The sequence below is a fragment of the Acidovorax sp. GW821-FHT09A11 genome, assembly GCF_059418365.1.
Genome location: NZ_JBWKPS010000004.1, coordinates 106,797 through 120,959, shown reverse-complemented (window position 1 = coordinate 120,959; position 14,163 = coordinate 106,797). Strand labels below are relative to the sequence as shown.

The window sequence follows — 14,163 nt, the reverse complement described above, 5'->3', positions numbered from 1 at the left end:
CCCTGCTACCGGACCCTGGCCATGAACCTGCGGCAACTCGAGGTGTTCCAGGCCGTTCTGCAAACCGGCAACATGAGCGCCGCGGCACGGCTGCTGTGCATCACGCCCTCGGCCGTGAGCAAGGCCGTGGCGCACACCGAGCTGCAGCTGGGCTACCGGCTGTTCGTGCGCACGCCGGCCGGCCTCACGCCCACGCCCGAGGCGCAGGTGCTGGCCACCGAGTCCACGGGCATCCACCGCCAGCTCGACGCCCTGCGCCGCACGGCGCGCAACCTGGGCACCAGCGACACGGGCGACGTGCGCCTGGCGGCCATCCCCTCGATCACGCACGAGTTCCTGCCCCTGGTGCTGCAGGAGCATGCGCTGCGCTACCCGCAGGTGGGCGTGGAAGTGCGCACCATCCACCAGGACCAGATGACGCAGGCCCTGCTCACTCGCAGCGTGGATTTCTGCCTGGGCTTCTACAAGCACCCGCACCCGCAGATCCGCAGCGATCTGCTGGTCAGCGGGCGCATGTACCTGGCGGTGGCGCAGTCCGTGTGGACGCGCGCGCCGCGCGCCGTGGCGCCCAGCGCCCGGCTGGCGCAGGTGCCGGTGATCCGCCTGGTGGGGGACGACCCCATGCGCCAGTCCATCGACGACCTCGCACAGCGCCTGGGCACGCCCGCGGGGCCGGGCCTGCAGGTGCAGACCTCGCGCCTGGCGCTGGACCTGGTGCGCCGGGGCATGGGCTGGACGGTGATCGACTTTCTCACCGCCACCCAGCTCGACCCCGGGACCATGGTGGCGCTGGAGCTGCACGAGCTGCCGCCCATGTCGCTGTACAGCTACCACGCCCGCGCCCTGCCCCAGGGCCTGCCCGCCACGCGCATGCTGGCCATGCTGCCGGGGCTGCTGCACCGAGCCCTTTCGGCAAAGGCGGTATGAAAAAACCCGCCCATCCCTCGCAGGATGGCGGGTTGCGCTGAAAACCTCGCGGCTCAGTTATCCCAGCGGCGCAGGACCAGGCTGGCGTTGGTTCCGCCAAAGCCGAAGCTGTTGGACAGTGCCGTGCGGATGGGCGCATCGCGCGTCTCGCGCACCAGGGGCATGCCCTCGGCGGCGGGCTCCAGCGTCTCGATGTGGGCCGAGCCCGCGATGAAGCCCTGGCGCAGCATCAACAGGCAGTAGATCGCCTCCTGCACGCCCGTGGCGCCCAGCGAGTGGCCGGTGAGCGACTTGGTGGACGAGAACGGCGGAATCGCGTCGCCGAACACCTCGCGGATGGCGCGCAGCTCGGGCACGTCGCCCACGGGCGTGGAGGTGCCGTGGGTGTTGATGTAGTCGATGGGTTCGCTCACGGTGGAGATGGCCTGGCGCATGCAGGCGATCGCGCCGTCGCCCGAAGGGGCCACCATGTCGGCGCCGTCGGACGTGGCGCCGAACCCGATGACCTCGCCCAGGATGGTGGCGCCGCGCGCCTGCGCATGCTCCAGGCTCTCCAGCACCACGGCGCCGCCGCCGCCCGACAGCACGAAGCCGTCGCGGTTGGCGTCATAGGCGCGCGAGGCCTTCTCGGGCGTGGCGTTGTAGGCGCTGGACATGGCGCCCATGGCGTCGAACAGCAGGCCCATGCCCCAGGTGACCTCCTCGCCGCCGCCGGCGAACATCACGTCCTGCATGCCCCAGGCGATCTGCTGGGCGGCCGCGCCGATGCAGTGGGCCGAGGTGCTGCAGGCCGAGGTGATGGAGTAGTTGATGCCCTTGATGCCGAAGTTGGTCGACAGGCAAGCGGACACGGTGGAGCTCATGCAGCGCGTGACCTGGTAGGGCCCCACGCGGCGGATGCCCTTGCTGCGCAGGATGTCCGCCGCCTCGATCTGGTTGGCGGGCGAGCCGCCGCCCGAGCCCATGATGAGGCCGGTGCGCGGGTGCGACACCTGTTCGGGCGTGAGGCCCGATTCGGCGATCGCGTTGGCCAGCGAGATGTGCGCATAGGCTGCCGCATCGCCCATGAAGCGCAGCTGCTTGCGGTCGATCAGCTCTTCGAGGTTGATCTGCGGCACGCCCGCCACCTGGCTGCGCATGCCCAGCTCGGTGAACTGTGGCATGGCACGGATGCCCGAGCGGCTCTCCCGCAGCGACTGCGTGACGGTGCCCATGTCGTTGCCGATGCACGAGACAATGCCCGCGCCCGTGATCACCACGCGTTTCATGCTGCGGCTCCTTGTGCGGCGCCATCTTCCTCGCGTTTGAACAAGCCCACACGCAGGTCGTTGGCCACGTAGATTTCCTTGCCATCGGCCAGCAGCCGGGCATCGCCAATGGCCATGACCAGCTTGCGTTTGATGACGCGCTTGATGTCGATTTCGTAGGTGACGAGCTTCACGTCCGGGCCCACTTCGCCGGTGAACTTGACCTCGCCCGCGCCCAGCGCCCGGCCGCGGCCAGGCAATTGCAGCCAGGTCAGGTAAAAGCCGATGAGCTGCCACATGGCGTCCAGCCCCAGGCAGCCGGGCATGACCGGGTCGCCCTGGAAGTGGCAGGCAAAGAACCAGAGGTCCGGGCGCACGTCAAGTTCGGCGCGGATCTTTCCCAGCCCGTGCGCGCCACCATCGCTGTCGATGTGCGTGATGCGGTCAAACATCAGCATGGGCGGCAGCGGCAGGCGCCCGCTGTCAGCGCCGAACAGCCGGCCCTCGCCCGAGGCGATCAGTTGTTCGTAGGAAAAGGAATCAGCCATCTTCAGTCGTGCTCCAGAACAGCGGTGGGCCCGCTTCAAATCATCGTTGTATGCAAACACAAGCCCCCGCTTGTGGGGCTCCATTATCAAGGCAGAGAAAGACACATCCCGGTTTTGGCCCGGCAAGGCACCGGGACACCCCGGCAGCACATGACCTGGATCAATTCCCGCGCACCGTCTGCCACCGCCTCGCCACCAGGGCAAAAACCAGGGCCAGCCCCCCGAAGATCCACAGGGGCACCAGCCCCCAGCGCGACACCCACCACGCGTACGGGGTGATGTGCCAGCCACTGGCAGCATCCATCCCCCGGCCCCACACCTCGCCCTTGAGCACGCCCCGCGTGTGCCGCGCCAGCTGGTGGGTGACCACGCCCCGGTGGTCGATGATGGCGGTGGCGCCCGTGTTGGTCGCGCGCACCATGGGGCGCTCGAATTCCAGCGAACGCATGCGGCTGATGTGCAGGTGCTGGTCGATGGCCACGGTGTCGCCGAACCAGCCGATGTTGCTGAAATTGACGAACACCGTCGGCGCCTGCGCCGGGTTGGCGAACCGCGCGCCCAGTTCCTCGCCAAAAAGGTCTTCGTAGCAGATGTTGGGGGCGATGCGCTGGCCTGCCCAGGCAAACGGGGCCTGGCCCACGGTTCCGCGGTTGAAATCGCCCAGCGGGATGTCCATCATGGCCGTGAACCATCTGAAGAACGGCGGGATGAATTCCCCGAACGGCACCAGGTGGTGCTTGTCGTAGCGGTACGGCGTCTTCTGGCGGCCGGGGCCCATGCCCAGCACCGAATTGGTGTAGCCCAGCGTTTCGCTGCCCAGCGGAATGCCCAGCAGCGCCGCCTGGGAGCCCTGCGCGTAGCGCTGCTGGATGCCTTCCAGGTAGCCCGGCATGAGCTGCTGGGGCAGCAGCGGGATGGCGGTTTCGGGCGCCACCACCAGGTCGGCCCTGGCGTCGCGCAGCGCATCGGCATACCACTTGAGCGCCATCGGCACGCCGCTGCCCTGCTGGAACTTCTCGTCCTGCGGGATGTTCCCCTGCAGCAGTTCCAGGGTCATCGGCGGCGCCGCGCGGGCCGACGGCGTGTGGCACAGGTTCACCGCGCAATGGCGCTCCAGCGTGGCGCCCGCCAGGCCCGCCGCGAGAACGCCGGCCAGCCCCCACAGGCGCCAGTGGCGCAGGTCCCCCGGGCGCCATTGCACGGCCAGCATCGCCAGCATCGCAGCCACCGCCCCGATGCCGTACACGCCCAGGATGCGCGCCAGCACCGCCAGCGGCCCGTCAACGTGGGCGTAGCCGCCCGCGCCCCACGGGAAACCCGTCCACAGCGTGCCGCGCGCCAGCTCGGCCAGCAGCCAGAACGCTCCGAAAACAATAGCTGTCAGCGCCCTGTTGGCAAGCGCCAGGCGGCAAAAAAGCCCCAGCATCACCGCGTAGTAGCTGCCCAGGAACGCCGCGAGGCCCAGCACCGCCGCCACCGCCAGCGGCGCGGCCAGCCCGCCGTAGGTGTGCATGGAGATGAAAAGCCACCAGAACGTGCCCGCGAGCCAGGCCGTGGCGAACAGGCCGCCGATGGCGGCACCGCGCCGCCAGGCCACGGACGCGGTGGCCTGCGGGCGCACCAGCCAGGCCAGCACCGCCATGGAGGCGATCTGCAGCCACCACAGGGGCTCGCCGCTCCACGGCCAGGCCAGCGAGGCGGCCTGCGCAACGCCGGCAGCCACGGCCAGCAGCGCCTGCAGGGCCAGCGGCAGCCCCGGCGTCGTGCGCGCGCGGGCCATCAGCCGCCGGCGCTGGCGTCTTCGACCCGCGACACCTTGAACCAGCGCACGGCGCCGCCCTTGGTGTGCAGCACGACGAAGTGCAGCCCGCCCAGCTGCAGGTGCTCGCCACGCTTGGGCACATGGCCCATTTCGTGGGCGATCAGGCCACCGATGGTGTCGAAGGTTTCGTCGGGGTCGCTGCCCTGGACCAGCACGTCGAACGCCTCGGAAACCCGTTCGACCGAGGTGTCGCCGCTCACGCGGTAGGTGCGGTCGGCCAGCCCGAAGATGTCGCCGTCGTCCTCGGGAATGTCGAACTCGTCCTCGATCTCGCCCACGATCTGCTCGAGCACGTCCTCGATGGTGATGAGCCCGGCCACGCGGCCGAACTCGTCGATCACGATCGCCAGGTGGTTGCGGTTGCCGCGGAATTCGCGCAGCAGGTCGTTCAGGCCCTTGCTTTCGGGCACGAAGACGGCGGGGCGCAGCAGCGCGCGGATGTTCAGCTCGGGTGCCCGCTGCAGCTTGAGCAGGTCCTTGGCCATGAGGATGCCGATGATGTTCTCGCGCTCGCCCTGGTACACCGGAAACCGCGAATGCGCGGTGTTGATGACAAGGTGCAGCAGCTCGTCGAACGGCGCGTCGATGTTGACGAGGTCCATGCGCGGCGCGGCCACCATCACGTCGCCCGCCGTCATGTCGGCCATGCGGATGACGCGCTCGAGCATCACGCGCGATTCGGCCCCGATGACCTCGTTGTCCTCGGCCTCGGCCAGGGTTTCGATGAGCTCTTCCGTGGAGTCCGGCCCCGGATGGATGAACTCGGCCACTTTCTGCAGGAAGGTGCGCTTGTCTTCCCTCTCGGGCAAGCGCCCGGGGTGCGCAGGGTGCGGGTCAGACACTGAGGACGTGCGGGTAGTGAATCAGGCCCCTAGGATAGCGGATTGTTGTGACAGCGCGCCATGGCGCCCGCGCCTTGCGGCCCGGGCCCGCCGCCGGTCACTCGGCGGACTGGTGGCGCGCGTGCTGCACGCCGCTGCGCACTTCCTGCACGCCCGCCAGGAAATCCCAGAACTGCTTGGCCTGCTTCTTGATCTGGTAGTCCACCTCGGCAAACTGCTGCTCCACGATCTCGGCCATGCGCGTGTCCAGGCTGGCGGGCTGGATCTGGAGGTAGGCCTCGGACTCCGAGCCGTCGCGGCGCACGGTGGCGCCCGCCTTGCGGGCAATCTTGAGCATCGCGGTGTTCTCGGACAGCGCATGGATGAAGACCATGTTCACGCCTTCATTGCGCGCATGCATCACCGCGCGCTCGAACAGGCGTGCGCCGAAACCACGGCCCCGCGCCTGCTTGAGCACGGAAACGCCAAACTCGGCGCAGTGCTTGTGCTCGGGATGCTCCGAGAACGCCAGGTGGGCCATCGCGATGAGTTCCAGGCGGCGGTTGTAGATGCCGAAGATCTCGTCGCGGTTGAAATCGAGGTGCTCGGCATACCGGCGGATCTGCTCGTCATTGGCCGCGTAGCCGAAGCGCAGATAGCGGTCCGCCGGTTCGAGCTTCAGCAGATGCTGGGTGATCCGCTCGCGGTAGGACGGGCCCAGGGCGCGGATGGGAACCATCATGGGCACCTCCTGCTTTGCGTGCGTGTCATGGGGAGACGGGCCGCCCGTCACCGGGCGCAGCATGTCCCTGCCTGCGTGCCAGGATGCCTTGAGCCAGTCTTTCGTTGCGAACATAGCTGTAAATATAAGGGTTTTCCCTCATTATTTCCAGTACAAATTGCTGCATTGCAGCAAAGTAGTGAGATGCCTCAAATCAAGGCAGAAAATAGCTCTCGGAGCTTTGTCCATGGGCGCGAGAAGCTACCAAATCCATAGCAATTGCCTTGCACCAGGGCCCACGGATGTCTTCTGCGCGACCCATCCCGGCCCCGCAGCGCCGGGTGCCGGCCGCCCGCAAGGGTATAGCGGCGGCCATCGCGCGGCAAGCGGCCCGGGGCGCGAGGCCATCACACCGGCACGGCGGTGGTGGCCTTGACCCGGTCGAGCACGAAACTGGTCTTGCAGTCCTGCACGCTGGGGTGCTTGAGCAGGGTGTCCATGATGAAGCGGCTGTAGTGCGCCATGTCCGCCACCACCACGCGCAGCAGGTAGTCCATCTCGCCCGTGAGCGATGCGCATTCCACCACTTCGGGCCACGTCTGCACGCTGGCGCGGAACAGGTCCATGGGGTTGCGCTTGTGGCTTTCGGTGTGCTTTTCCAGCCGCACATTGAGGTAGGCGGTCAGCCCCAGGCCCACGGCCTCGGGGGGCACCAGCGCCACGTAGCGGTCGATCACCCCGCTTTCCTCCAGGCGCTTGACGCGGCGCAGCACCGCGCTGGGCGACAGGCCCACCTGCTCACCGATGACGTCATACGTCTCCCGGCCATTTTCTTGCAGACGGCGCAATATGGCCCTGTCCAGCTTGTCGAGTGCGCTTGAGGCTTGCATAGCGCAGGATTTTATGGAATCCGCGCATTTTTCGCTTGCCCGATTGCATGCTGGGGTATGTCCCGATAGTGACACCACGCCGGGACCAGAAGAATGAATCCCGCAAAAACGCACGGTCGTTCGTTTTTTGCAGGCACAAAAACCATATCCAACGGAGACAACCACATGACCGGATTCCTCAGCCGCTTTCTGCGGCGCCTCGCGCTGGCGGCCAGCGCCGGGCTCTTGCTCCTGGGGGCCAGCGCCCAGGCCCAGAGCGGCTACACCCAGACGCGCTACCCCATCGTGCTGGTGCACGGCCTTTTCGGCTTCGACTCGGCCCTGGGCATCGACTACTTCTATGGCATTCCCGACGCCTTGCGCCAGGGCGGCGCGAAGGTCTACGTGGCGCAGGTGTCCGCCGCGAACAGCACCGAGGTCCGGGGCGAGCAGCTGCTGGCGCAGGTCAAGACCATCCTGGCGATCACCGGAGCGGCCAAGGTCAACCTCGTGGGCCACTCCCATGGCGGACCCACCACGCGCTATGTGGCGGGCGTCGCGCCGCAGCTGGTGGCGTCGGTCACCTCGGTGGGCGGGGTCAACAAGGGATCGCGCGTGGCGGACATCCTGCGGGGCGTGGCCCCCGCCGGTTCGGTGTCGGAGGCCGTGGCCAGCGGCGCGGCCAGGGCGCTGGTCAGCCTGATCAACCTCACGTCCGGGGGTTCGGCCCTGCCCCAGATGCCGACCGCCGCGCTCGATTCGCTGACCACCGCCGGGCTCGCGGACTTCAACCGCCGCTTTCCGCAGGCCCTGCCCAGCGGCTGCGGCAGCGGTGCGGAGCTGGCCAACGGCGTGCGCTACTACTCCTGGACGGGCACGCAGCCCCTGACCAACGTGCTCGATGCCAGCGATGGCCTGCTGAGCGTGCTCAGCCTGGTCTTTGGCGAGGCCAACGACGGCCTGGTCTCCGCCTGCTCGTCGCGCCTGGGCAAACACCTGGGCGACCACCGGCAGAACCACCTGGACGAAGTGAACCAGCTGCTGGGCCTGCGCGACTGGTTCTCCACCGACCCGGTGACGCTGTACCGCCAGCACGCCAACCGCCTCAAGACGCAGGGCCTGTAAGCCGTGGAAAAAAGGTCCCGCGCCTTCGCCGCCGCAGTGGCCCTGGCCGCCGCCACGGCCGCCGTGGTCTGGTGGACGGCCCCGCACGGCCTGCAGGGCGCGGAGGACCCGCATCCAGGCGCCGGCGCCGCCGGCCCGCAGGCCGGCAGCGCGCGCCAGAACCCGTCGGGCTCGGCACGGCCGATGGAGAGCAGCTTCTTCGCCGCCCGCCGCGCCGCCGGCCCGGACCGCCACGAAGACCCCCTGCTGGTGCACGGCCTGCGCGATACGCTGGAGGCGCTGCTGATGGAAGCGCAGGACGGCGGCGCGGCGGACCCCGCCACGCTCAAGCAGCGCCTGGCGGGCCTGATGGGCAAGCACTTCCCGGCGGCACTGGCCACCCGGGCGCTGGCACTGGCCGAGCGCTACGTGGACTACCGCGTGGCGCTGGGCCAGCTGCGCACGCCCCCGAACCCGACCGACCCCGGCGCGCTGCGCGAAGCGCTGGAGGCGCGCCACAAGGTGCGCCAGCAGTTCTTTGACGGCCCCGAGCACGACGCCCTGTTCGCCCGCGAGGCGGACCTGGACCGCTACACGCTGGCGCGCCTGGAGATCGAGCGCAACCCCCGGCTCACCGCCGAACAGCGCACCCAGGCCTTGCGCGATGCAGAGAACGAATTGCCCCAGGCGCGCCGCGCGGAGCGCGCAGCGGCCACCGAACACCTGAGCGCGGCGGCCCAGACCGCCGCGTTCAACGCACAAAACACCGACGAACGCACCCGCCACGCCGCGCGCAGCGCGCAGTACGGCGAGGCCGCGGCCCACGCCATGGCCCAGCTGGACCGGGAGGAGCAAAGCTGGCAGCAGCGCCTGGACCAGTACAGCCAGGCCCGTGCCCAGCCGGGCGACGGCAGGGCACTGGAATCATTGCGCCAGCAGCTGTTCTCACCGCAGGAGCAGCAGCGCCTCGATGCCGCCCTGGCGCTGCGAAAGCTCCCGCCGGCCACGCCGGGCTCCTGAGCGCAGGGCGCCGGTGCCATTCGACGGTGCGCCCGGGTGGCGCGCCTGTCCTGCGCCATTTTTTGACCATTCGCAACATTCCTGCAAATCAAAGGCCAAAGCCTCTTGATTTCGCCAGAAACATGAGGCAGGGCACGCCTACAGTCCATGGCATTCCTCAACGAATGCCGGAGACACCCCATGAACGCCGCCTTGCCCCCAACAACCGCCACCCAGCTGGAAGCCTGGGACAACCCCATGGGCCTGATGGGGTTCGAGTTCGTCGAATTCACCTCACCCCAGCCCGGCGTGCTGGAGGCCGTGTTCGAAAAGCTGGGTTTCACCCTGGTCGCCAAGCACCGCTCCAAGGATGTGGTGCTGTACCGCCAGAACGGCATCAACTTCATCCTGAACCGCGAGCCCCACAGTCAGGCCGCCTACTTCGGCGCCGAACACGGCCCGTCGGCCTGCGGCCTCGCCTTCCGCGTGAAGGACGCCCACAAGGCCTACAACCGCGCTCTGGAACTGGGTGCCCAGCCCATCGAGATCCCCACCGGCCCCATGGAACTGCGCCTGCCCGCCATCAAGGGCATTGGAGGTGCGCCGCTGTATTTGATCGACCGGTTTGAAGACGGCAAGTCCATCTACGACATCGACTTCGAGTTCATCGAGGGTGTGGACCGCCGCCCCGTGGGCCATGGCCTGAACCTCATCGACCACCTTACGCACAACGTGTACCGCGGCCGCATGGGCTTCTGGGCCAATTTCTACGAGAAGCTGTTCAACTTCCGTGAGATCCGCTACTTCGACATCCAGGGCGAATACACCGGCCTGACCAGCAAGGCCATGACGGCGCCCGACGGCAAGATCCGCATCCCGCTGAACGAAGAATCGAAGCAGGGTGGTGGCCAGATCGAAGAATTCCTGATGCAGTTCAATGGCGAAGGCATCCAGCACATCGCTCTGATCTGCGACAACCTGCTGGACGTGGTGGACAAGCTGGGCATGGCCGGCGTGCAGCTGGCCACCGCGCCCAACGAGGTCTATTACGAAATGCTGGACACCCGCCTGCCCGGCCACGGCCAGCCTGTGCCCGAACTGCAGTCGCGCGGCATCTTGCTGGACGGCACCACGGCCGACGGCACGCCCCGCCTGCTGCTGCAGATTTTCTCCACCCCCATGCTGGGCCCGGTGTTCTTCGAATTCATCCAGCGCGAAGGCGACTACCGCGACGGTTTTGGCGAAGGCAACTTCAAGGCGCTGTTCGAATCGCTGGAGCGCGACCAGATCCGCCGTGGCGTGCTGAACACCTAAGACATCAGACATCCAGGGTTAACCCTGAACAGGTGCCTATACTGCGCGCTCCCCGGAACTCATAAGGATCCCGATGTCGCTCCGTAGCACCCTGTTCAGTGTTGGCCTGACCTGTGTGGCCACCTTTGCCATGGCCCAAAGCCCCTCTGCCCCGCTCACCATCGTGGTTCCCTACCCCGCTGGTGGTCCGCTGGACACCTCGGCCCGCATCGTGGCCGAGGGTGCTGCAGCCCAGCTTGGCTCCATTACCGTGGAGAACAAACCGGGGGCGGGTGGTAGTACCGGTGCGGACCAGGTCGCCAAATCACCCAAGACCAGCAACCAGGTGCTGATGGGCGCCGTGGCCACCCACGCCGTCAATCCCTGGCTGTACAAGAACTTCCCTTACAACGCGCTCAAGGACTTCAAGCCCATCGCGCTGGTAGCCCGCACGCCCAACGTGCTGGTGGTCAGCGCGGCGCAGGCCACCAAGCTGGGGATCAAGACCACGCCGGAGCTGGTGCAGTACCTCAAGAAGAACCCGGACCAGGCCAAGTACGGATCGGGCGGCAACGGCAGCATCGGCCACATCTCGGCCGAGATGTTCAAGTCGCTCACCAACACCAAGATGGGCCACACGCCCTTCCAGGGCTCCAAGCCCGCGCTGGCCGCGCTGGAATCCGGCCAGGTGCTGATGGTGTTTGACAACCTGGCCTCGGCGTTGCCGCAGATCCAGTCGGGCAAGCTGCTGGCGCTGGGTGTAACCACGTTGAGCCGCAATGAGGCGCTGCCGAACGTGCCCAGCATCAACGACAGCGTGCAGGGCTTCAACGTGTCGACCTGGTTCGGCCTGTTCGCGCCCGCCTCGCTGCCCGATGCGGACGCGCGCCGCTACGCCAACGCGTTCTCTGCCGCGATGCATTCGCCTGCGGGCAAGGAGAAGTTCAAGAAGATGGGCATCACGCCCGAAGAGCTGACGCTCGACGGGTTTGCGCAGTTTGTGCGCTCGGAAAACAGCAAGTACGAGTTTCTGATCCGGGCCGCAAAGATCAAGATCGATTAGCAGCCGCGTGGGCTGGTGCGCACCCCCGTCGCGGTGCGCCGACCATGGCGGCAAAGGAGAAAAAAATGGGACAAGCCCCTGTCGTCTATGGCCAATCCACCCGCCCACCGCGTGGCGACTACTCGCGTGCCAACGCGGACTACACCTGCCCGCAGGACTACGCGAGCTACACCGACGCCGACCACGACACCTACCGCCGCCTGTACGAGCGCCAGCGCGCCCTGCTGCCCGGCCTGGCGAGCCAGGCGTTCATCGACGCCCTGCCCTCACTGGGCGCCAGCGACCGCATTCCGCGCTTCGAAGAGGTGAACGAGCGCCTCTACAAGGCCACAGGCTGGGAGCTGGTGGGCGTGCCCGGGCTGATCCCCGAGGTGCCGTTTTTCACCTTGCTGGCCAACCGCAAGTTCCCGGTGACGGACTGGATCCGCAAGCCCGAGGAGTTCGAGTACATCGTCGAGCCAGACATTTTTCATGACCTGTTCGGCCACGTGCCGCTGCTGTTCAACCCGGTGTTCGCGGACTATGTGCAGCGCTATGGCCAGGGCGGGCTGAAGGCGCAGGGGCTGGGGTCGTGCGAGATGCTGAGCCGCCTGTACTGGTACACGATCGAGTTCGGGTTGATCCGCGAGGCGGGGCAGTTGCGGGCGTACGGCGCGGGGATTCTGAGTTCTTCGGGCGAACTGGCGTATTCCGTGCAGAGCCCGGAGCCACAGCGCATTGCGCTGCAACTGGAGCGCACCATGCGCACGCGCTACAAGATCGATACGTACCAGCAGACGTATTTCGTGATCGACAGTTTCGAGCAGCTGTTCGAGATGACGGCGGCGGACTTTGCGCCGATCTATGAGCGGCTGCGGGGGTTGCCGGAGTTTGCGGCGGATGAGCGGGAGGCTGTGGCGGCTTGATTTTTGGTGATATTGGCTGCTAGCGCTAGTGAATCATGCATTGACAGCTACGTCTTTGATAGCACCCCTTTTGCACCCAGCAATACTTGGCCGAGGCTGTCGGAGGTTGTGGATGTATCGGTCTCTGTGCCTGGGTTGAGGGCGGAGGCCGGGAGTCGCCCGGCATGCGAGTAACTTTCTTTCGCGTCGCCGAAAGAAAGTCACCAAAGAAAGGGCGACCCTACTGCGCGCGTCCCTTCGCTACGCTACGGGCAACCTGCGATGCTCGGACAGGGGGTGCGCCGCAGAACTCACTGCGCGCTACGCGCTCCGTTCAAACAACTGCGGCAAGTCAGTACACGAAGTGCGTGTGTCCTTCGGCACACGCACGCACCCCCTGCCCTGCGCTTCTCGGCACGCGCAGAAGGGAACCCAAAAACGGACATCCACACGGGCCATTGCTTCGCTGGGCCCCCTCTCGCGGGCGCAAGCGCCACGCGCTGCGCAAACTGGGCCGAGCGCAGCGATGGCCCGAATGGATGTCCGGCTGTTCGGTTGTTTGGATGTTCTGCTGTCCACCCCCTGCTGGCTGCGCCTGCGGCGGGGCGGTTGCGGGGTGGCATGGGCGTCGCAGCGCCCATGCTTCGTGCTCTGACTCGCCGTGGCTGTCTGAGCGGCGCGCGCAGCGCAAAGCGAGTTCCACGGCGCACCCCGCAACCGACACGACGCAGGTTTGCCCCGGAGCAAAGCGCAGGGGTCGCAGACTGGGGGTCGCCTTTTCTTTGGTGACTTTCTTTTGGCGAAGCAAAAGAAAGTTACTCACCTGCCGGGGCGACAACCCGGCTCCCGCCCTCAGCAAAGGCATACGGCCAAATCAGCACACCTAACAAAAACTACAAAATTGATAGCTACCAACGCTTTATAGAAAAGCGCCAGCAGTCAAAAAAACTCACAGAATCACCCTCGACCTATCTCCTCCAGACAAGCCTCCATCACCCCAGGGTCAAACGCCATCTGCACATGCGCGACGCCCTCCACCAACCGGTTGTCCGCCCCTGGCAACGCCGCGGTGCTCGCCGGGAACACGATGTTGTCGCAGTTCGAATACCAGCACGTGAACAACGCCGCCCGCCCCGCCGGCTCGGCCCGCTGCAGCGCCACCACCCAGTCCCCCGCCAGGCTCATCTGCCGCCCATTCACCGCCCGGCTGAAGCGCCCGAGCCACGTGCCGCCGTGCGGCGTGCCCAGCGTCAGCACCCGGTGCACCCGCCCGTCCGCCTGGTGCGCGCGCAGCCAGGCCCGCACCGCCAGCCCGCCCATGCTGTGGCACAGCAACACCGGCGCCTGGCCCGTGGCCGCCGTCACCTTGCGCACGGCCTCTTCGATGATGTCGGCGTACTCGTCAATCGAGCCCATCACCGGCTCCAGGTTCACCGCCACATGGGCATGGCCCCGGGCTTGCAATGGCGCGAACCACGGCAACCACAGGCCCCGGTTGCACATGAAGCCGTGCACCAGCACCACGCCGCGCTTTCCGGTCGGCTGCGCAGGCAGCCAGTCGGGCAATGACTGGTGGCGAAACGGCTGGCGCCAGCCAAAGACCATCAATGCCACCCACACCTCGGCCCACCAGGCGGCCAGCACCTGGGAGAGGCGCGCACGGGGCGCGGCGTCCTGGCGGTTGGTGAGGTGCATCAGCACAAACTCCACCGCCATCACCGCGAGGTATATCCCCAGGGGCAGCAACGCCCCCAGCACGGCACGCAAGGGCGAATGCGGCCACTGCCACACCAGCCAGGCGGCCATGGTCAGCAGGATGAACAGGAGCAGGATTCGTTGCCAGCGCGCGATCATGGTGGTGATGG

General features: G+C 67.1%; 13 protein-coding genes. 6 read left to right on the top strand and 7 right to left on the bottom strand.

Annotation, left to right across the window (positions count from 1 at the left end):
• Positions 1 to 21: 21 nt before the first annotated feature.
• A complete protein-coding gene (locus tag AC07PV_RS11675) occupies positions 22 to 927 on the top strand; it encodes a LysR family transcriptional regulator (RefSeq protein ID WP_218293167.1) in 906 nt (301 codons plus the stop codon).
• Between the two features lie 53 nt (positions 928 to 980).
• Here the strand turns inward: AC07PV_RS11675 and fabB are convergent, their stop codons facing one another.
• The 6 genes from fabB to AC07PV_RS11645 all read right to left on the bottom strand — a co-directional run bounded on the left by fabB (position 981) and on the right by AC07PV_RS11645 (position 6,976).
• Entirely contained in the window at positions 981 to 2,195 is a 1,215-nt protein-coding gene (gene fabB, locus AC07PV_RS11670; protein ID WP_218293166.1) for a beta-ketoacyl-ACP synthase I, read from the bottom strand.
• Positions 2,192 to 2,722 carry a 3-hydroxyacyl-[acyl-carrier-protein] dehydratase FabA gene (gene fabA / locus AC07PV_RS11665; protein WP_218293165.1) on the bottom strand — a complete coding sequence of 177 codons (531 nt, stop codon included), beginning with the start codon at positions 2,720 to 2,722 and terminating at the stop codon, positions 2,192 to 2,194. Before fabA ends, fabB begins: the two co-directional genes overlap by 4 nt.
• 160 nt (positions 2,723 to 2,882) lie before the next feature.
• Positions 2,883 to 4,502 carry an apolipoprotein N-acyltransferase gene (lnt, locus tag AC07PV_RS11660; RefSeq protein ID WP_218340521.1) on the bottom strand — a complete coding sequence of 540 codons (1,620 nt, stop codon included), beginning with the start codon at positions 4,500 to 4,502 and terminating at the stop codon, positions 2,883 to 2,885.
• Complete coding sequence (locus AC07PV_RS11655; RefSeq protein ID WP_218293163.1) at positions 4,502 to 5,386, bottom strand: CorC family transporter; 885 nt, start codon at positions 5,384 to 5,386, stop codon at positions 4,502 to 4,504. Before AC07PV_RS11655 ends, lnt begins: the two co-directional genes overlap by 1 nt.
• A gap of 97 nt (positions 5,387 to 5,483) precedes the next feature.
• The gene (locus AC07PV_RS11650; protein ID WP_218293162.1) at positions 5,484 to 6,221 is read right to left on the bottom strand and encodes a GNAT family N-acetyltransferase; all 738 of its coding nucleotides are present in this window, start codon (positions 6,219 to 6,221) and stop codon (positions 5,484 to 5,486) included.
• Positions 6,222 to 6,493: 272 nt separating this feature from the next.
• Entirely contained in the window at positions 6,494 to 6,976 is a 483-nt protein-coding gene (locus AC07PV_RS11645; protein ID WP_218293161.1) for an Lrp/AsnC family transcriptional regulator, read from the bottom strand.
• A 165-nt stretch (positions 6,977 to 7,141) separates the two neighbouring features.
• On the opposite strand from AC07PV_RS11645, the gene AC07PV_RS11640 reads away from it, so the two are divergent.
• The 5 genes from AC07PV_RS11640 (at position 7,142) to phhA (ending at position 12,319) form a co-directional block, all read left to right on the top strand.
• Positions 7,142 to 8,080, top strand: a complete 939-nt coding sequence (locus tag AC07PV_RS11640) for a lipase family alpha/beta hydrolase (protein WP_218340522.1) — start codon at positions 7,142 to 7,144, stop codon at positions 8,078 to 8,080.
• A 3-nt stretch (positions 8,081 to 8,083) separates the two neighbouring features.
• Complete coding sequence (locus tag AC07PV_RS11635; protein ID WP_494630312.1) at positions 8,084 to 9,079, top strand: lipase secretion chaperone; 996 nt, start codon at positions 8,084 to 8,086, stop codon at positions 9,077 to 9,079.
• Between the two features lie 180 nt (positions 9,080 to 9,259).
• Positions 9,260 to 10,372: a 4-hydroxyphenylpyruvate dioxygenase gene (hppD, locus tag AC07PV_RS11630; protein ID WP_494630310.1), complete on the top strand. Its 1,113-nt coding sequence runs from the start codon at positions 9,260 to 9,262 to the stop codon at positions 10,370 to 10,372.
• A gap of 73 nt (positions 10,373 to 10,445) precedes the next feature.
• On the top strand, positions 10,446 to 11,414 hold the full coding sequence (locus tag AC07PV_RS11625) for a Bug family tripartite tricarboxylate transporter substrate binding protein (protein WP_121422215.1): 969 nt from the start codon (positions 10,446 to 10,448) through the stop codon (positions 11,412 to 11,414).
• Between the two features lie 65 nt (positions 11,415 to 11,479).
• The gene (gene phhA, locus AC07PV_RS11620) at positions 11,480 to 12,319 is read left to right on the top strand and encodes a phenylalanine 4-monooxygenase (protein ID WP_494630309.1); all 840 of its coding nucleotides are present in this window, start codon (positions 11,480 to 11,482) and stop codon (positions 12,317 to 12,319) included.
• A gap of 936 nt (positions 12,320 to 13,255) precedes the next feature.
• Here phhA and AC07PV_RS11615 read toward each other — a convergent pair.
• The gene (locus AC07PV_RS11615) at positions 13,256 to 14,152 is read right to left on the bottom strand and encodes an esterase/lipase family protein (protein WP_494630307.1); all 897 of its coding nucleotides are present in this window, start codon (positions 14,150 to 14,152) and stop codon (positions 13,256 to 13,258) included.
• Positions 14,153 to 14,163: the final 11 nt, after the last annotated feature.